Below are 17,830 nucleotides of genomic sequence, written 5' to 3' on the forward strand. Positions count from 1 at the left end.
AGGCATGGAAGCTGACTGGATCGAGCACCGGCGTGCGGATGACGGCGAGCATGTGGGGTGGATGAAGCCCGTGGATGACGGATTCGTCGCCATCGACATGCTGGGACGCCCGCGCACGGACGTTGTGGATTGGTTCACCGCCGAGGAAACGCTCAATGACCTCGGCCTGCGGTACCTGGCCGACCCCCATGAATTACGGCTCGACGACGGCGGCTGGCTGCGCGTGCGGATCGCGGAGGTCACGCCCTCCGCAGTTCGGGTGAAGAAGGACGACTGGGGCGACATGACCGCTCCGCAGATCTACTTCACAGTTTCGCTGCCTGTCACAGAGGAACAGCTCCGCCCGTTGAAGCGATAGCCGGCCGGAGCTATGTAGACCGGTTCTACGCCGTAGATCCGCGCACCACCAGAGAGCTCTCCAGCGTCACATGCGGCTCCTTGAGAGCCACACCCTCCATCAGCCCGCGGAGCTGCTCCCCAGCTCTGCGGCCCAGCGGTCTCGCGGGCAGGTGAACAGTGGTGAGGCTGGGATTGCTGGTGGCCGAGTAGGGCAGATCATCGAAGCCCGCCACGGCCAGCTTTCCCGGAATGGCGACGCCCTCCACCCGCGCTTCCTGCAGTACACCGTAGGCATGGGTATCCGTACCGCAGACGACGGCGGTCACCCCCTCGCGCTCCCACGCGGGCCAGGCGGCGGCGAAAGCAGCGGCGGCAGCACCGACGTCGATCGCTGTACTGATGACATGCCCGGCGTCGACCACCAGCCCGCAGGCAGCGGCTTCTTCCAGGAAGGCTTCACGGCGCAGCTGGAACGTCGCGGTTCCGGTGATGCCGTCGACGTAGGCGGCACGGGTGTGTCCGGATGCAGCCAGGTGCCGGGCCAGTTCGCGGGCTCCTTGGGCGACGTCGAGGTTCACGGAGGGTGCGTAAGCTTCCAGCCCGGGGGCGTCCAACAGCACCAGTGGACCGGCTGCGGAAAGGTCTTCCAGGAACTCAGCGCTCGGGGCACCCACCAGCAACCCCGCCGGGCGGAGGGCCAACAACTTCTGCACGTCGGAAGCCTGCGGCGATTCGCCGGCGTCGGTCACTGAGAGGAGCAGCTGATATTGAGCACCCAGTGATTCCCGCACCCCGGCGATCACGTTGGCGAAGAACGGGTTGGACACGTCAGGGGTGACCAGGATGACGATGGAGCTGACTCCGCGGGCCAACGAGCTGCCGATACTGTCCACCACGTAGCCCAGTTCAGCGATCGCAGTCCGGACGCGGGAGATGTTGTCGTCGGATACCCGGCCCTGGGTTTTGCCGTTGGCCACCAGGGAGACCGTGGCTGTGGAAACACCGGCCCGGGCGGCCACCATGGCAGCCGTCACCCTGGGCGTGCGATGAGCACGGCTGCTGCGCCGATCCAGGGATTCCATGCATCGATCGTAGCGTTGTTCCGCTGCTCTGACCTGCGCCAAGGCATCAAGCGCTTGACGCACTCTACGTTAAGCGTTTGACGTTCCGCCCTGTCGGATGCCAGAATCGCCCTGAATGCTTATCGCCCTGCCCGGGCAAGTTCCCGGCAGGCCCCAATGACGTGGAGACAAACGTGGACCCCAACACACGCAAGAAGATCATTCTTGACTGCGACCCCGGCCATGACGACGCAGTGGCAATGCTGCTGGCGCACGGCAACCCGGACATCGAATTGCTCGCTGTGACCACTGTGGTGGGCAACCAGACCCTTGAGAAAGTCACCCGTAACGCCCTCTCGGTAGCCACCATCGCAGGCATCACCGGAGTTCCGTTCGCCGCCGGCTGCGACCGCCCCTTGGTCCGCACCATCGAAACGGCCCCCAGCATCCACGGCGACTCGGGCATGGACGGCCCGGAACAGCCCGAGTCCGCCATCGAGCTCGACCCGCGCCACGCCGTCGACCTCATCATTGAAACCGTCATGGCGCACGAGCCGGGCACCGTCACGCTGGTTCCCACCGCCGGACTCACCAACATCGCGATGGCCGCGCGCAAGGAACCGCGCATCGTGGAGCGCGTGAAGGAAGTTGTCCTCATGGGCGGCGGCTACCACGTGGGCAACTGGAGCGCGGTGGCCGAGTTCAACATCATCATCGACCCCGAGGCCGCACACATCGTCTTCAACGAAAAGTGGCCCGTGGTGATGGTCGGCCTCGACCTCACGCACCAGGCACTGGCCACGGACGAGGTGGTCAACAACATCGCGGCCATCGGCACCAAGCCGGCTAAGTTCGTCCTGGAACTCATGGAATTCTTCAAGAAGACCTACAAGGACGCCCAGGGCTTCGACTTCCCGCCGGTCCACGATCCGTGCGCCGTGGCCTACGTCATCGATCCCACCGTCATGACCACCCGCAAGGTGCCCGTGGACATCGAACTCCAGGGCAAGCTCACCCTCGGCATGACCGTAGCCGACTTCCGCGCGCCCGCGCCGGAGGACTGCCACACCTCGGTGGCAGTTGACCTCGACCACAAGAAGTTCTGGGACCTGGTCACCGATGCGATCCAACGGATCGGCGAACCAACGCACGACGGCGGCGCTGACGCCACCGTGATTGCCGAAACGGTCCTGGCAGGAGAGTCCAACTAATGTCCACGCTCACCGAAACAAAGTCCGCGCGCGGCAACGTCACCGCGCTCATGGTTGCCCTGCTGGCAGCCTGCGTGGCCTTCCAGCTCAACGCCTCCATGCTCAGCCCTGCCCTGGTAACCATGGGCAACGAACTCAACACGGATCAAGCCACCATCGGCCTGTCCCAGACCTGGTTCTTCACCGCTGCCGCGCTGTTCTCGCTCTTCCTTCCGCGCCTGAGCGACATCGTTGGCCGCAAGAAGATCCTGGTGGGCATGATGCTCCTCATGGCCGTCGGATCCGTCATCGCCGCGATGGCCCCTGACGTGACGTGGCTCTTCGTGGGCCGCATCATCCAGGGCGTCAGCGGACCGACCGTCCCGCTGTGCCTGATCATGCTTCGCTCCGCCGTCAGCAACCCGCGCAAGTACGGCACGCTCATGGGCCTCATCACGGCCGTCAACGGCGGCGTGGCCGGCGTCGACTCTTTTGTCGGAGGCTACTTCGCTGAGAACTTCGGCTTCCGCAGCATCTTCTGGCTCATGGTGGCCCTCGCCGTGGTGGCCACGGTCCTTATCGCCGTCCTGGCCGGCGAGAGCAAGCCCGCCGCCGGCACCACCATGGACTGGCTGGGCGTCTTCTTCATCGTGATCGCCGTGGGCGCACTGCTGACAGCACTGAACGAAGGCTCCAAACTGGCCACCGCCTTCGATTCCGGCACGTTGACCCTGGCCATCAGCCTGACGGTGATTGCCGCCGTCGCCTTCTTTGCGTTCTGGACTGTCGAGAAGCGCGCCAAGCAGCCCATGGTGGAAACCGTGCACCTGCGCCAGCGCTCCACGTGGGCACCACTGCTGACCACCACCCTCACCATGACCGGTATCTTCGCGGTCATCAACGGCATCGTCCCGGCCTACGTCCAAGCTGCCGATCCGGGCTTCGGCGTCGGCCCCACGGAGATGTCGCTGATCATCCTGACGCCGTACGCGCTGCTCGGTTGGATCTTCGGCCCGATCAGTGGCCGCCTCGCACCGATTCTGGGCTACACCAAGGTCCTGCGCATCGGCCTGGTCGGCAGCCTCGTGGCACTGGCCATCATTGCGTTCTTCGGCCTCAACAACCTGCCCATGATGATCCTGGGCACGGCCCTGCTGGGCATCATGTACGCCGGCACCGTCAACATCATGCTGAACGGACTTGGCGTGGTCCTTTCGCCGCAGGGCAACCCCGGCTTCCTCCCCGGCATGAACGCCGGCGCGTTCAACCTCGGTGCCGGGTTGAGCTTCCTGGTCCTTCCCGCCGTCCTCGTCGCAACGGCCTCCCTGAATGACGCCAAGGCGTCGTACCTGACCGTTGTGGTGGTGGGCCTCGCGATCACCTTCGCCGCGTTTGCCGCTTCGCTGCTGCTCCCCAAGCCGGTGGACGCAGAAGTGGCCGAGGCCGGGAAGGTGGCCGCATGAGCACCGGCAGCAACGCGCCCAAGGCGGGGATCGTCGTCGTCGGCTCCCTCAACGCCGACCTCACCATCTACACCGACCGCCTCCCCAACCCCGGCGAGACGGTCCATGGCAACGGGTTCGCGGTGAACCCCGGGGGCAAGAGCGCCAACCAGGCGGTGGCTGCCAGCAAGCTCGGCGGCAAGGTCAGCCTGATTGGCGCGGTGGGCGAGGACCCCAACGGCACCATGCTCCTGGACTCGACCGCCAGCGCCGGAGTGGACGTGTCCCGCGTCCGACGCTCCGATGCAGCTACCGGCGTCGCGGTCATTTCCGTCGACGCGCGCGGCGAGAACAGCATCATCATCTCCGCCGGAGCCAACGGGACGCTGCGGCCAGCGGACGTGGAGGCTGCTGCTTTCGCCGACGCTGCCGTCGTCTGCCTGTGCCTGGAAGTGGGGATGGATACCGTGGTGGCCGCCGCGCAGGCAGGGCACGACGCCGGAGCCACGGTTCTGCTGAACCTCTCACCGTACGCTGAGGTGCCCGAGGTTCTGGCCGGCCTGAGCGACGTTCTGCTAGTGAATGCGCACGAGGCCGCGATGTTCCTTGGCTCGGAGGCTGACATTCCCGATCCCGACGCCGAAGCTGAGGAATGGGAGCCGGTCCGGGCCCAGTTCGCGGACCGTGGACTGCAGCGTGTGCTCGTGACGCTGGGCGCGCAGGGCTCCGTGGTCTTGGACTCGCTCGCCCGTGGAGCGGAGGACCAGATCACGCGCATCTCCCCCACCAGGGTGGACGCCGTGGACACGACGGGCGCCGGAGATGCGTTCACCGGTGCTGTTGCTGCCCGGCTGGCCGCAGGTGATTCGCTGGCCGACGCGGCTGCGTTTGCCTCGGTGGCCGCCGCCCTGGCCGCAACGAAGAAGGGCACGCAGGCCGCATATGCGAGCCGCGAAGAAGTCGAGGCTGCGCGGGCGTCCTAAGCGGCACGGCACCCAACCAGGGGACAGCACGCGCTCTCATGAGCCTTCATTGGAGCGTGCACTGTCCCCTCTTTGGGTTCAGAGGACATACGGGCTGCCTTGGGTTAAGCGGACTTGCGGGCTGCGCGCTCCACGGCTTTGCGGGACAGCGCTCCGTGGCCGGCCATGAGGCGCGGCACCACGAGATAGACGGCCGTGGGGACAACGAATGCGGTCAGCACGAGCGCGCGCAGAACGGGATGCCAAGGCTCCATGATCGGGCCGAGCAGCAGCATTCCTACAGATACAAGCGGAAATATGGCGATCCAGGTAATGAGCGCCCGCATGTGAACGGAGGGCCCCTGCGGGCGGGCTGCGGCCGGGGCCACGGGGGCAGTTGTTTCGGCGGCGACTTCGGTCGTCATCAGATTCTCCAACCAGATAGTTGCAATTGACTTGAGATCACAATAGCCGGACCTTGGAACAATTACAACTACTTAGTTGGAAACTGCTAATATGACCCTATGGCATGGGACACGGAACGAACCAAGGCACTGCTGCTGGAAGCGGCAACCACCGAGTTCTGCACACGTGGACTGGCCGGCGCCCGCATCGACAGGATCGCGTCCGAGGCCGGCGTCAACAAAGAGCGGATCTACCAGTACTTCGGGAACAAGAACGGGCTGTTCGACGCCGTGATTGTCGCGGCGCTCAGCTCCCTCATGGACGAAGTACCCATCGAGGGCAACGGCCCCGAAGCCATGGCGGACTATGCGGGCCGGCTCTTCGACCATCACCAGGAAGACGCAACGGCCCCCCGTTTGCTGTTCTGGGAAGGCCTGGAACGGGGGTCCGACGTGGTTGGCCTGCCCAAACGCATGGCCAACTGCGCATCGAAGGTCAACAGCACCATCGCAGCCCTGCCCGGAATCTCCCGGGAAGACGCGGGAGACCTCCTCATCACCATCGTGAGCCTCTGCGATTCCGCACCGGTGTTGCCGGCCTTGGACGGACTCATGGCCGGCAATGACCCCGGCCGCATCCAAAGGCGACGCGCCGCCGTCGTGCGCACCGTCTATCTGGCCGCAGCAGCGCTGGCCGCCGAAGCCACAGCAGCCGCAACCGCCTGATCGAAGCGGTGCAGAACCTCCCCCTGTGACAGCTTTGACAGCAAAAGTGACTCACTTGTGAAGTTGCCCCTAGCCAAGAGGGGGTGCCATCAACCATGCTTGCTCCATGTACTCAACGACGAGCCCATACCGCATCATCACGGTCTGCACCGGAAACATCTGCCGGTCGCCCATGGCAGCGCTCATGCTGGCCGAAGCCTTCACTGCGGAAGGGCTCGGCAAGCTTGTAGTGGTGGATTCAGCGGGCACTACGGGCTACGAGGTCGGCCACCCCATCGACCCACGCGCCGCCCGCGTCCTGACAGCCCAGCACATCGCCTCCGAGGACCACGTGGCCCGGGAATGGCGGCACGAATGGTTCGCCGGGCGGGACCTGATCCTGGCCCTGGACGTTGACCACTTCGGCTGGCTCCAGGAAGGCGCCCCTGACCGCGCCTCACTGGAAAAGGTCCGCATGCTGCGAAGCTTCGACCCCCAAGTGGCCGACCGCAGCTCCCTGGACCTTGGCATCGAGGACCCCTGGTACGGCGGGCACACGGACTTCGACAACACCTGGACGCTCATCAAATCGGCCATCCCGGGAATCGTGGAACACGCCAAAGCAGCCATCGCCTCCGGAGACACCGAAGCAGGCCAGGAGCACCAGCAGGTAACCTCTATGACATGACCCCTGCACCCGTGATCATCGCTGTTGACGGCAGGTCCGGCGCAGGCAAAACCACACTGGCCGTCGAGCTGGCGGCCCGGCTTCGGCAACACCATAAAGTTTCGCTCTTCCACCTCGAGGACATCTATCCGGGGTGGAACGGCCTGCGCACCGGCATCGAGCGTTACGTGGCCACCGTGCTCACCCCGCTCAGCCAGGGAACGGCCGCAGAATGGGTCAGCTGGGACTGGGAACGGCACTACGACGGCGGGTTGAACGTCACGCTGCCCGCGGAAATCGTCATCGTGGAGGGCGTGGGATCCGCCGCCGACGCCGCCCGCCCCATGCTGGACGCCGTGGTGTGGGTGGAAGCGCCGGGTGACGATCGCCGTCGTCGAGCCCTGACGCGCGACGGAAGCACCTACGAACCCTACTGGGACACCTGGGCTGCGCAGGAAGAAGAGTGGCTCTCGGACGACTCCGTCATCGCCGAAGCCGACATCCACGTCCAAAATCCCGCCAACGGCAGCGCGCCGGACCACGTTCTCCAGGCACTCATGTACCTGCCGGCGCTGGCAGCCATCCTCTCCCCCGAACTGAGCGCACGGCGCGGGCTGCAGTTGCGGTCCGAGCGCCTGGAGGCGACGCCGGACGCCGCACGCCTTTTCGAAACCCTCTACGGGCAGTCGCGGAACGCCGTGTGGCTCGACTCGTCCAACGCGGCCGCAGTGGCCGGCCGCTCCCAAGCCGCGGCCCGCAGCCGCTTCAGCATCCTGGCCGACGACGGCGGCACTTTCGGCCAGACGGTATCGCACCGTTCCGGGGTCACCACCGTCACGGCAGGGTCAGCGTCTGTGACCACATCCGGCCCCTTCTTCCGGTGGCTGGACTCGGTCTGGGGCAGACGGGCGGTCCGCGCGCCCCGCGGATACGACGGCCAATTCACGCTCGGCTGGCTGGGATACCTGGGCTACGAACTCAAGCGCGAAACCGGCGGCAACGATGTCCGATCCGACACCCCGGACGCCGCACTCCTCTTCGCGGGCCGGGCCGTGGTGCTGGACCACCGCGAACAGACAGTATGGCTGCTGGCCCTGGACGCCCCCGACGCGGACGAGTGGCTGCGCGAGGCGCGGGCCGCCGTCGTCGGGTCTTCCGGTGCCGCTTCTCCAGGCGCGGATGCCGCCCCCACGGCAACCGTCCCCGAATTCGTCAGCCGCGATTCCGCCACCGACTACAAACGCAAAATCGCCGACTCCCAGCACCAAATCGGCGAGGGCAACTCCTACGAAATCTGCCTGACCACCACGCTGGAAGCACCCGCGGGGAACTTCGACGCGTGGACCAGCTACCTTGCACTGCGACGCCGGAACCCGGCCCCGTTCGCCAGTTACCTGCGGTTCGGGGAGCTGGAGGTCGCCAGCACCTCACCTGAGCGGTTCCTGCGGATCCTGTCCGACGGCGGCATGTGCGCCGAGCCGATCAAGGGCACCAGGGGCCGGTCTGCCGACCCTGACGCGGACGCAGCCCTGCGGCAGGACCTCGAGACATCGCTGAAGGACCGCGCCGAAAACATCATGATCGTGGACCTGCTCCGCAACGATCTCAGCCACTTCGCCATCCCCGGTTCGGTGACGGTGAGCAGGCTGTGCGCCATCGAAAGCTACGCGACCGTCCACCAGATGGTGAGCACCGTGGACGCACATCTGCGGCCAGGCGCTCCCCGGGCAGAAGCAGTAGCCGCCGCGTTCCCGGCAGGATCCATGACCGGGGCGCCCAAGATCAGCACGATGGACATCCTCGACCAACTCGAAGCAGGGCCGCGCGGCATCTACTCCGGCGCCATCGGCTACTTCTCCCTGAACGCCGCCACCGACCTCGCGGTGGTCATCCGCACCTTGGTGGCCAATCCCGACGGCGGCAGGGGGCGTACCCTCACGCTCGGCGTAGGCGGCGCCATCACCTCGGACTCCGTGGCCGACGACGAGTACGAGGAAATAAGGACCAAGGCCTTCGGGGTGCTCTCAACCCTCGGCGCCGGCTTCCCCGACTGAATCCCCGGTGAGGACTACTGGAGCGTTGCCGTCAATCTGGCCACGTTATCCACATACTTGGCCAACGGGGGCCGGTCCATCCAGTCGTCCAGCATAAGCTCACGGGATACCTCGCGGTACGTGGATTCCACGGCCCGCATGAGGTTCACGGTCTCGGAGCCCAGCAGCATCACCGAGACCTCCATGTTGAGGGAGAAGGAGCGCATGTCCATGTTGCTGGAACCAAGAACCGCCACCTCGTCATCAATGGTGAAATGCTTGGCATGGAGGACGTATGGCGCGCGGTAGAGATAGATGCGCACCCCTGCATTCAGCAGTGCCTCGTAGTAGGAGCGCTGGGCATGGTGCACCAGGAACTGGTCGCCCTTCTCCGAGACGAACAACTCCACGTCCACCCCCCGCTGGGCGGCAGTGGTGATGGCGTACAGCAAGGAATCATCGGGGACGAAGTACGGGCTGCAGATTGAAATCCGGTGCTGCGCCGAGTAGATCAACGTGTTGAAGAGCCGCAGGTTGTTCTCTGTCGCGAACCCCGGGCCGCTGGGCACAACCTGTGCGGTGACCTGGCCGGGGGACGGCAACGCCGGCAGGCGCAGCTGGTCCTCCAGGGACTCGTCCGTTTCGCTGAGCCAGTCCGTCGCGAAGACCACGTTGAGGGTGGGGACGATCGGGCCTTCAAGCCTGGACATGAGCTCAACCCATTTGCGTCCCACCTTGTGGTGCTTGGGGTTGTTGTAGGACGGCTCAATGAGGTTCTGCGAACCGGTGAAGGCCACCTGTCCGTCGATCACCATGATCTTGCGGTGGTTCCTCAAGTCCGGACGCCGCCATTGGCCGTGGATGGGCAGCAGGGGCAGCATGCGCTTCCACTGGATCTTGCCCGCTTTGAGCCTGCGGATCAGGCGGCGGTAGCCCTTGACGCGCAACGTTCCAATGTGGTCGAAGAGGAGCCGCACAGTGACGCCCCGCTCAGCCGCTTTCTCCAGCTCAGTCAGGAGCTCATCAGTCACGGAGTCACTGCTCATGATGTAGAACTCGGCGTTGATGTAGTTCTTGGCGTCCCTGACGGCCTCGGCCATGGCCTTAATGGACTCGTGGTAGCCGGGGATCAGCTCCACCTTGTTGCCATCCACCATGGGCAGCGAGCCCAGCCTGTGGTTAAGCTCCCCGGCCGACTTCACCCACTCGGGTCCGGAGTAGACGCTCACCGGATCCGAAAGATCGGAGGTCACGGCACGGACGCGGCGGTTGACTTCTTCCTGCTGCTCCCGCCTGCGCTTGGAAAGTTTGAAATTGCCAAACAACAGGAACAGGACGAAGCCCACGGATGGGATGAGGAACACAGCCAAAAGCCATGCCATGGCCGTCGTGGGACGGCGATTGCCGGGAATGATACCCAGCAGGACGATCCGCATGATGACTTCCGCGATGGCCCACGCACCCAGCAACCAGGTCCACTCCTGGCCAAACGGAAAAGGAAAGAGCACCTGACAAACCCCCACGGTTCATGGACAACAGTGACCACAGCCTATCCGGCAAAGTCATCAGCGGTGGCCCCGCACTAAGCTGGGAGCATGACTTCAGCAGCCCCCACGGTCCTCGTTTTCCTGGACCCCGCCTTCGAAAACGGCCGAATTGCCGATTCCAGCCAACCGCAGCTCATGGCCACGGACCTGGGAGCTACACGCGGAGATGGCGTGTTCGAATCACTCCTGGCTGTCCAGGGCCGGCCCCGGAAAGTCCAGGCACACCTGAACAGGCTGGCGGGTTCTGCAGCAGCTTTGGACCTGACGCTGCCCGATCAGGACGCCTGGCGGCGGGCCATCGAAACGGCCATCACGGAATTCCGCAGCACCCACCCTGCGCCCACGCCTGAGGAGGACGAGGTTGTGGTCAAACTCATCGTCACCCGCGGTGTTGAAGGTGCGGCGAGCCCCACGTGCTGGGTACAGGCTTCGCCCTCACCCGCGGGCAGTCGCCGGCAGCGCGAGACGGGCATCGACGTCGTGCTTCTGGACCGCGGCTTCGACACCGAAGCCGGCGAGCGCGCACCATGGCTGTTGCTCGGTGCCAAAACACTTTCCTATGCCGTCAACATGGCCGCACTGCGCTACGCGCATAAGCAAGGCGCCGACGACGCGATCTTCACCTCGACCGACGGCCGCGTCCTGGAAGGGCCGACGTCCACCGTGCTGCTGGCGCACCTTGAAGAAATGGATGACGGCGCTGGTTCCGTCAGGACTGTTCGCCGCCTGATTACACCGCAGCTGGACAGCGGCATCCTTCCGGGAACCTCGCAGGGCGCGCTGTTCGCTGCGGCCAAGGCCGCCGGCTGGGAACTTGGCTACGGTCCGCTGGAGCCGCAAGACTTGTTCGACGCCGACGCCGTGTGGCTCATCTCGAGTATTCGCTTGATCGCTCCGGTGAACCACATCAACGGCAAGGAAGTCGGCACACCCGCCATCCGAAAGCAGCTCACAGCCGAGCTGAACGAATTGTTCGCGGGTATCGAATAGCGGACCGCGCCGGGGCATACGCCAAGGATGCTCCGCTTGGAACCTAGCAGGTCGCAAGTAGAGTAATTGCTCGCATGACTCAATGATAAGGAACTCTTGGCCTCAGCCATGAGCAAATTGTGCGTCCAATCGCATTTCTTATCCTCCTTGAAATGGTCATTCGTCATGTGATGAATCTTGTTCTCGTGTTAGTTGGATCACGTCCGACTGCCACTACTTCAGACTTTGCTGGCTAACTTCCCGGAGGGAATATGGGACTCAGCTCCCCCACAAAAGCCGAAGCATCGGCAACCGAGGCGCAGTCCGCAACTGCCGCCTCACCATCAGGACTCCGCCGGTCCATGGAGGCCCGGCACCTGGTCATGATCGCCATGGGCGGTGTCATCGGTTCAGGCCTCTTCGTCAGTTCCGGCTACACCATCGCCACCGCCGGCCCCCTGGGCGCGGTGCTTGCCTTCCTGATCGGCGCTGTCGTGGTGTATCTCGTGATGGCCTGCCTCGGGGAACTCGCTGTAGCGTTTCCTGTTTCGGGCGCATTCCACATCTATGCCGCCCGCACCATCGGACCCGCCACGGGCTTTGCCACGGCGTGGCTGTACTGGCTCTGCTGGGCTGTGGCCCTTGGTTCTGAATTCACTGCGGCCGGGCTGCTCATGCAACGGTGGTTCCCGGGCGTGGATGTCTGGATCTGGTGTTTCGTTTTCGCAACAGTCCTCTTCACCCTGAACGCCATCTCATCTCGCGTCTTTGGGGAATCGGAGTTCTGGTTCGCGCTCATCAAGGTCGCCGCCGTCGTCGGCCTCATCATCCTGGGCGGCGCCGCGCTTACCGGATTCCACCCCCTTGCAACGGGCGACTACCCCACGTTTGGCGAGAACTTCAGCACCCCTGACGGGCTCTTCCCGAACGGCTTCACGGGAGTCTTTGTCACGTGCCTGGCCGTCTTCTATGCGTTCTCCGGTTCCGAACTGATCGGTGTTGCAGCTGGTGAGACCACCAACCCCGGCGCGAACATCCCCAAGGCAATGCGTACCACAGTGATCCGCCTGATGATCTTCTTCGTTGGTGCCATCACGGTGATCGCGGCAACCATCCCGTACGAAAAAGTCAGCGTGGACGAGAGCCCGTTCGTCACCGTCTTCTCCATGCTCGGCATCCCGTACGCGGCGGACATCATGAACTTCGTGATCATCACGGCGTTGCTTTCCGCCGGAAACTGCGGACTCTTCTCCTGTGCCCGCATGCTGTTCTCGCTGGCCGACGAAGGCCACGCACCCCAGGTCTTCAAGAAGCTCACCAAGCGCGGCATCCCGCTGGTTGCCCTCTGCGTGAGCATGCTCGGCGGTCTCGCCTCGCTGATCAGCAGCGTCGTTGCGCCGGCTACCGTTTACCTGGTGCTCGTTTCCGTGGCCGGCTTTGCGACGGTGGGTGTGTGGATGTCGATCGTGGCTTCACACTTCATCTACCGGAGGACGTTCGTGAGGAACGGTGGCGACGTCAACACTCTGCCGTACAAAGCGCCGCTGTTCCCGCTGGTGCCGATCCTCGCATTCGCCTTGTGCGTTGTGTCGTTGATCGGCATCGCGTTCGATCCCAACCAAGTGGCGGCCCTCCTGTTCGGAGTGCCCTTCGTGGGTGCCTGCTACGCGTTCTTCTACTTCAAGTACGGACGCCGCCGCTCGCTCAAAAAGGCCGTCAACTCCTAGCGCCGCGGTTTCCTGACCCTGTGGGGATGCAGATCAGCCCTTGGACAACTCTTTCGGTTGCCCAGGGGCTGATCTGTCGTGGAAGGTCGACGGCGGACCTCACCCCGCCTGCGCACAATCACTCTCCGCGGCTGATGGCCTTGGGTCTACTTCTTGTTTGCCCGCACCGGGTGCTCGCTCAGAATTGACAGCCTGTTGAAAGCGTTGATTCCAATCGCCGCCATGCAGAGGACACTGATCTGTTCGTCACTGTAGTGCTGACGCGCCACGGCAAACAGTTCCGGGCTGGGACGGGAGGTACTCATGCGGGTAATCTGCTCCGCGATCTCCATGGCGACGACCTCGCTGGGTTCGAACAACTGCACTTCCTTGTACACAGCCACCAATGACAGGCGCTGCTCCGTCTCGCCGTACTTCAGTGCCCGACGGTGGTGGAGATCCAAACAGAACGCGCACCCGTTGATCTGCGAACACAGGTAATTGATTAGTTCGAGGGTCCGGCGCGGGATCCCTAGCCGGTCAGCTTCGTCAACGAGTTGCTGCGAATAGTGGCTGAGCGTCGCGTAGAGGTCCGGTTGCTGCTTATCGAGATAACCGGCCAGCCGCGGTTTTGTTTCCTGTTCAGGCATGTTTGGAGCTTAACGCACCGCGCTCGGAGAGCTTAAGTGAGCAAGCGTCACAGCCAAGCACGCGGAACGTGAGCAAGCGTCACCGCCAAGCACGCGGGATGTGAGCAAGCGTCACAGCCAAGCACGCGGAACGTGAGCGAGCGTCACAGCCAAGCATGCGGAACGTGAGGGAGGGTCACTCCGGGGTGTCGGCGGCCAGGCGGATGCCGTTCTCGGCCAGCCATACGGGATTGTAGGCCTTGCTCAGGTAGTTGGTGCCGGCGTCGGGCGCTATGGCTACCACCACCGAACCGTGAGGCGCGGCGCGGGCCACGCGCACTGCTGCCGCGACAGCGAGACCGGACGACGGCCCCAGCGCGAGCCCTTCTTCGTCAAGAAGCCGATGGACCGTGCTGTAGACCTCGTCGTTGGGGATCCGGAGGAAGCGGTCAACGATGGAGCGGTCGAAGATCTTGGGCCATTCTGACTGCGGCCAGGAGTTGCCGACGCCGTCCACCAGGATTTCGCCGGGATGACCCCCGCTGTACGCGGATCCGTAGGGGTCGGCACCCACCACTTCAACGTGCCCTCCCGGCCTTGAGGCTGCCACCTGTTCCTTCAAGTAACGCCCGTTGCCGCTGATGGTGCCGCCCGTACCGATGCCGGCCACGAAATGCGTCACCAGCCCACCCGTCTGTTCCCAGATCTCCGGCCCCGTGGTCTCGTAATGTGCCAATGGATTGGCCGGATTGTCGAACTGCATGGGCCGCCAGGCGCCGGGTGTTTCGGCGGTAATCCGGGCGGCCACGGCTCGCGCGTTCTCCGGAGACTCGGACGGCGCGTTCCAATCCGTCAGGATCACCCGCGCGCCATAGTTGTGCAGCGCAGCGAGTTTTTCCTCGGAAATGGTGTCGCCCGTGACCACCACCACCGGGTGGCCCGTGAGGTGCCCGATCAGCGCCAGCCCGATCCCGGTGTTACCGGACGTGCTCTCCACAATGGTGGCCCCCGGCCTCAGCTCCCCCGAGCGCTCGGCCGCCCGCACCATACTTAGTGCCGTGCGGTCCTTGATGGAACCACCGGGGTTCTCGGACTCCAGCTTGACGTGGATGACACTGCCGAGCCCGCGGCTGAAGTTCTCCAGCTTGACCAGCGGAGTGTTCCCCACCTTTTCCAGGACCGAGGCGTCGAGACCATCAAGACCCCCGGGCAGTGCATGCAACCCATGCTTACGGGTGGCCGTGCTCATGGCGTCGCCTCCTCTGTTTCAGTGAAAAGCTGATCCACGGCTTCGCGCAGCACCGTCCGCGAGCGCTCCACCAGGTCCGGCGCCGACGGCCGGTCCGCCAACACATCAGCAAGCCGGCCCGCCACCAGCCCGGTCCCGTTGCCGAGCGGCTGTGCAGCTTCGGCTTCCAGCAGGAGGTAGGAAGCCGTGAGGGACTCGATGGCCAGGAGCTTCTCCGCGGCATCAATCGACTTCTCCAGCTGTTGCAAGGCCAGCGGAGCAAGCGTCGAGTGGTCCTCGATGTCGGCTGAGAGCGTGGGCGCGCCGAGGGTTGCCGGCGCTGCCAGGAATTTGAGTTCGGCCAACAGTCCGGCCGCGGAATACCAGAGCAGCCCGGGCAGCTCCTCCTGAATCAAGGCAGACGCCGCACCGGGCGCGGAGGACGCCGCTGCCAGGTGCCTCGCCCGGATGGCCCGCTGCGGTGGATACAGCTTGGCGATCCGCCGCTCGCTGGAAATCCCCACGTGCGCCAATCCCAACCGCAGGCTTTCGAAGGACAACGCCAGCTGCATGGGTTGGAAGTTCCCGCCGGACACCATCGTTCCCGACTCCACATCGACCAACGGGTTGTCTCCCCGGCCGTTCAGCTCCACTTCCAGGCCCGAACGCAACTGCGCCACCAAGAACCGGAACGCCCCGTGGGTCTGCGGTGCAGCCCGGAAGGACAACGCGTCCTGTACCGACGCTTCCCTGCGGACATCCTCCAGCCAGCCACCGCTGAGAAGCCGTCGAACAGCGGCGGCCGAGTCCCGCTGGCCGTCAACCGCCTTGGCCGCTTGGATGGCCGGCGAAAAGGGACTGAGGTTTCCGCCGCCGTCGTACCTTGCGATCGCCTCCAGCGACAATGAAAGCGCGACGTCGGCGAGCCGGGCCAGGTGCTGCAGGCGCACCAAGGCGAGGGCTCCCGCGCCCACGGAGTAGGCATTGGCGCTCACCAGGGCCAAGGCCTCTCCGGCAGCAGGTTGCAGGGCTTGCAGGCCGGCGTCCGCGAGGGCTTTGGCGCCGGGCACCAGCATGCCGGAGGCGTCGAACGCTTCCCCCTCGCCCAGGGCTACGGCAGCGACGGCGGCCAGCTGGGTCAGGTCGGAGGAACCCACGGACCCTTCGCGCGGGATGGCGGGGTAGACGCCGCGGTTGAGCAGTTCGGCATAGAACCCGGCGGTCCCGGCACGAACCCCGGAGCCGCCCCGGCTGAACCCGACAAGCCGGGCCAGGATCACTGCGCGCGCTGCGGCACGATCCAGATACGGGCCTACGCCGCTGTTGTGATACCTGATGACCTGCACCTGGTAGGCGAGGAGGGACTTCTCCTCCACAGCAGTGTCCCGGCCTGACCCTAGAAGGGTATTCAGGCCGTAGACCCGTTGACCGGAGGCGGCCGCCTCCTCGACGATCTCCCTTCCCCGTCCGATCAAATTCAACGCATCTTGGTTGAGTTCCACGTGAAACGTCGGATCCGCAGCCGCTTCCGCCACAGCCAACGCGGAAACGGGGCCCGTCCCGATGGTGAAAATGCCCATTAGAAATCCAGCAGGTTTTGGCGGAATCCGCCGTTGCCGTAACTCTTCCTCAACAGGCCGCGGCGGCGGAGTTCCGGGGTCAGCTTGTCCAGCACACCGTGCACTGTCACCGGATCAACGAAGCCGGAGAACAGGAAGCCGTCGCCCCCTACGGCCGCGCCGGTCTCCTCCAGGTAATCCGCAATTTCTCCCACCGTGCCGATGATCGAATCCCCGGCACCACCGCTGCGTGCCTGCAGGATTTCACGCAGAGTGGACCCGGGAGGGGCCGCCTTGGCGAAGTGCTCCAAGGTGCCCTGGTTGCTGTTGGTGCTCAACTCCGGAAGCGGGGCATCGAGGTCGAACTTTTTGAAGTCGATCACGGACAGGTAGGAGATGGAGTTGAGCTGGCTGTCGATGTCACGCTGCGTCAATTCCCGGCGCTGCGCCCGTAGCTCCTCGGCCTCGGCTGTGGAACCCACCACGGTGGGCTTCAGCACGAAAAGCACCTTCACGTCGTCGGGATTCCGGCCGGCTTTCGCCGCCTCGGCCCGGATCGAATCCCGGTAGGCCTTCATACCGTCAACGCCGCGGGCGAGCGCAATTGCCACATCCGCGTGACCGCCGGCAAACGCTTTGCCCCGGGGAGAGGCGCCCGCTTGGACAAGCACGGGTTCCTCGGGCAACGGTGCCGTGTTCAGCGGCCCACGGACCTTGAAGAAGTCCCCGTCGTGGTTGATCGGATGCACTTTGGTATGGTCCGCAAACACCCCGGCTGAAACGTCCTCAAGTACAGCGTCGGCCTCCCAGCTTCGCCAAAGCCGCCTGACGACGTCGACGAATTCCTCCGCTTTTTCGTACCGGAGGTCGTGTTCGATCTGCTGGTCCAAGCCGTAGTTCTGCGCGGCGAGATCGCTGCCCGAGGTGACCACATTCCATCCGAGCTGCCCCTCGGAGAAGTGCTGCAGGGTAGCGAGGAGCCGGGCCGCGGTGAAGGGCGGGTAGAAGGAAGCGCTGACCGTGGGAACGATCCCCAGGTGCTCCGTGGCGGAAAGCAAGTACGGGACCAACGCCAAAGGATCGTGTTTCGGCGCAAAGGAAGCATGGGCCAGCGAAACCTCGGCAGTACCGCCATAGGTGTCCGGGACGGTCAGGGAATCCTCGATGATGAACAGGTCCAGCCCGGACAGCTCGAACGCGCGCACGGCCTCCTGGTACAGGGCGGGCTTCTTCCAGTCGTACCCCAGGCTGTAGCCCGGAGTGCCCCAGCCCTGCACCCCGAAACCGTGCCCCACGAACCAACCAAAATGCAGCATGGGCTTGAGTGTAGAACTGCTCTGTCCGTTCACCGCGACCTGATTTCATACGAAGTTACAGGGGGTCGTACTG

The 17,830-nt window shown here is 64.6% G+C and carries 16 protein-coding genes; 9 read left to right on the top strand and 7 right to left on the bottom strand.

Annotated features, from left to right (window positions below; all coding sequences use genetic code 11):
* Positions 1–4 precede the first annotated feature (4 nt).
* Entirely contained in the window at positions 5–358 is a 354-nt protein-coding gene (locus tag PV760_RS08185; RefSeq protein ID WP_055972799.1) for a hypothetical protein, read from the top strand.
* Between the two features lie 25 nt (positions 359–383).
* On the opposite strand, the gene PV760_RS08190 is transcribed toward PV760_RS08185, so the two are convergent.
* Complete coding sequence (locus tag PV760_RS08190; RefSeq protein ID WP_354627531.1) at positions 384–1,421, bottom strand: LacI family DNA-binding transcriptional regulator; 1,038 nt, start codon at positions 1,419–1,421, stop codon at positions 384–386.
* Between the two features lie 173 nt (positions 1,422–1,594).
* Between PV760_RS08190 and uriH the strand changes: the two genes are divergently transcribed.
* The 3 genes from uriH to PV760_RS08205 are packed head-to-tail and all read left to right on the top strand — an operon-like array spanning position 1,595 to position 5,015.
* On the top strand, positions 1,595–2,611 hold the full coding sequence (uriH, locus tag PV760_RS08195) for a uridine-preferring nucleoside hydrolase UriH (RefSeq protein ID WP_354627532.1): 1,017 nt from the start codon (positions 1,595–1,597) through the stop codon (positions 2,609–2,611).
* A complete protein-coding gene (gene uriT / locus PV760_RS08200) occupies positions 2,611–4,053 on the top strand; it encodes a uridine transporter UriT (protein ID WP_354627533.1) in 1,443 nt (480 codons plus the stop codon). Before uriH ends, uriT begins: the two co-directional genes overlap by 1 nt.
* Positions 4,050–5,015, top strand: a complete 966-nt coding sequence (locus PV760_RS08205; protein ID WP_354627534.1) for a ribokinase — start codon at positions 4,050–4,052, stop codon at positions 5,013–5,015. Before uriT ends, PV760_RS08205 begins: the two co-directional genes overlap by 4 nt.
* Positions 5,016–5,119: 104 nt before the next feature.
* On the opposite strand, the gene PV760_RS08210 is transcribed toward PV760_RS08205, so the two are convergent.
* A complete protein-coding gene (locus PV760_RS08210) occupies positions 5,120–5,419 on the bottom strand; it encodes a putative antibiotic biosynthesis monooxygenase (protein ID WP_018778211.1) in 300 nt (99 codons plus the stop codon).
* A gap of 99 nt (positions 5,420–5,518) precedes the next feature.
* Here PV760_RS08210 and PV760_RS08215 point away from each other — a divergent pair, with 99 nt between their 5' ends.
* From PV760_RS08215 to pabB, 3 genes are all read left to right on the top strand, one after another.
* Positions 5,519–6,124 (top strand): TetR/AcrR family transcriptional regulator, encoded by a 606-nt coding sequence (locus PV760_RS08215; protein WP_039243075.1) that lies wholly within the window; start codon positions 5,519–5,521, stop codon positions 6,122–6,124.
* 106 nt (positions 6,125–6,230) lie between these two features.
* Complete coding sequence (locus tag PV760_RS08220; RefSeq protein WP_354627535.1) at positions 6,231–6,791, top strand: low molecular weight protein-tyrosine-phosphatase; 561 nt, start codon at positions 6,231–6,233, stop codon at positions 6,789–6,791.
* A complete protein-coding gene (pabB, locus tag PV760_RS08225) occupies positions 6,788–8,824 on the top strand; it encodes an aminodeoxychorismate synthase component I (RefSeq protein WP_354627536.1) in 2,037 nt (678 codons plus the stop codon). Before PV760_RS08220 ends, pabB begins: the two co-directional genes overlap by 4 nt.
* A 14-nt stretch (positions 8,825–8,838) precedes the next feature.
* Here the strand turns inward: pabB and cls are convergent, their stop codons facing one another.
* A complete protein-coding gene (gene cls, locus PV760_RS08230; RefSeq protein WP_018778206.1) occupies positions 8,839–10,311 on the bottom strand; it encodes a cardiolipin synthase in 1,473 nt (490 codons plus the stop codon).
* Positions 10,312–10,398: 87 nt separating this feature from the next.
* Here cls and PV760_RS08235 point away from each other — a divergent pair, with 87 nt between their 5' ends.
* Both PV760_RS08235 and PV760_RS08240 read left to right on the top strand, forming a co-directional pair.
* Positions 10,399–11,340, top strand: coding sequence for an aminodeoxychorismate lyase (locus tag PV760_RS08235; protein ID WP_354627537.1), 942 nt, complete (start codon positions 10,399–10,401; stop codon positions 11,338–11,340).
* Positions 11,341–11,591: 251 nt separating this feature from the next.
* Positions 11,592–13,046, top strand: a complete 1,455-nt coding sequence (locus PV760_RS08240; protein ID WP_354627538.1) for an amino acid permease — start codon at positions 11,592–11,594, stop codon at positions 13,044–13,046.
* 146 nt (positions 13,047–13,192) lie between these two features.
* Here PV760_RS08240 and PV760_RS08245 read toward each other — a convergent pair whose 3' ends face one another.
* From PV760_RS08245 to PV760_RS08260, 4 genes are all read right to left on the bottom strand, one after another.
* On the bottom strand, positions 13,193–13,675 hold the full coding sequence (locus PV760_RS08245; RefSeq protein WP_018778203.1) for a carboxymuconolactone decarboxylase family protein: 483 nt from the start codon (positions 13,673–13,675) through the stop codon (positions 13,193–13,195).
* Between the two features lie 175 nt (positions 13,676–13,850).
* Positions 13,851–14,903, bottom strand: coding sequence for a PLP-dependent cysteine synthase family protein (locus PV760_RS08250; RefSeq protein WP_354627539.1), 1,053 nt, complete (start codon positions 14,901–14,903; stop codon positions 13,851–13,853).
* Positions 14,900–16,462 (bottom strand): aromatic amino acid ammonia-lyase, encoded by a 1,563-nt coding sequence (locus PV760_RS08255; RefSeq protein ID WP_354627540.1) that lies wholly within the window; start codon positions 16,460–16,462, stop codon positions 14,900–14,902. Before PV760_RS08255 ends, PV760_RS08250 begins: the two co-directional genes overlap by 4 nt.
* Positions 16,462–17,790 (bottom strand): NtaA/DmoA family FMN-dependent monooxygenase, encoded by a 1,329-nt coding sequence (locus PV760_RS08260; RefSeq protein WP_018778200.1) that lies wholly within the window; start codon positions 17,788–17,790, stop codon positions 16,462–16,464. Before PV760_RS08260 ends, PV760_RS08255 begins: the two co-directional genes overlap by 1 nt.
* Positions 17,791–17,830 lie beyond the last annotated feature (40 nt).

The organism is Paenarthrobacter sp. CC6 (assembly GCF_040560085.1).
GTDB classification, from domain to species: Bacteria; Actinomycetota; Actinomycetes; order Actinomycetales; family Micrococcaceae; genus Arthrobacter; species Arthrobacter nicotinovorans.

Bases quoted from the DNA above. Each gene is read 5' to 3' on its own strand.
- PV760_RS08185 (WP_055972799.1), top strand. From the start codon at position 5: ATGGAAGCTGACTGGATCGAGCACCGGCGTGCGGATGACGGCGAGCAT.
- PV760_RS08190 (WP_354627531.1), bottom strand. From the start codon at position 1,421: ATGGAATCCCTGGATCGGCGCAGCAGCCGTGCTCATCGCACGCCCAGG.
- uriT (WP_354627533.1), top strand. From the start codon at position 2,611: ATGTCCACGCTCACCGAAACAAAGTCCGCGCGCGGCAACGTCACCGCG.
- PV760_RS08205 (WP_354627534.1), top strand. From the start codon at position 4,050: ATGAGCACCGGCAGCAACGCGCCCAAGGCGGGGATCGTCGTCGTCGGC.
- PV760_RS08210 (WP_018778211.1), bottom strand. From the start codon at position 5,419: ATGACGACCGAAGTCGCCGCCGAAACAACTGCCCCCGTGGCCCCGGCC.
- PV760_RS08215 (WP_039243075.1), top strand. From the start codon at position 5,519: ATGGCATGGGACACGGAACGAACCAAGGCACTGCTGCTGGAAGCGGCA.
- PV760_RS08220 (WP_354627535.1), top strand. From the start codon at position 6,231: ATGTACTCAACGACGAGCCCATACCGCATCATCACGGTCTGCACCGGA.
- pabB (WP_354627536.1), top strand. From the start codon at position 6,788: ATGACCCCTGCACCCGTGATCATCGCTGTTGACGGCAGGTCCGGCGCA.
- PV760_RS08235 (WP_354627537.1), top strand. From the start codon at position 10,399: ATGACTTCAGCAGCCCCCACGGTCCTCGTTTTCCTGGACCCCGCCTTC.
- PV760_RS08240 (WP_354627538.1), top strand. From the start codon at position 11,592: ATGGGACTCAGCTCCCCCACAAAAGCCGAAGCATCGGCAACCGAGGCG.
- PV760_RS08245 (WP_018778203.1), bottom strand. From the start codon at position 13,675: ATGCCTGAACAGGAAACAAAACCGCGGCTGGCCGGTTATCTCGATAAG.
- PV760_RS08250 (WP_354627539.1), bottom strand. From the start codon at position 14,903: ATGAGCACGGCCACCCGTAAGCATGGGTTGCATGCACTGCCCGGGGGT.
- PV760_RS08255 (WP_354627540.1), bottom strand. From the start codon at position 16,462: ATGGGCATTTTCACCATCGGGACGGGCCCCGTTTCCGCGTTGGCTGTG.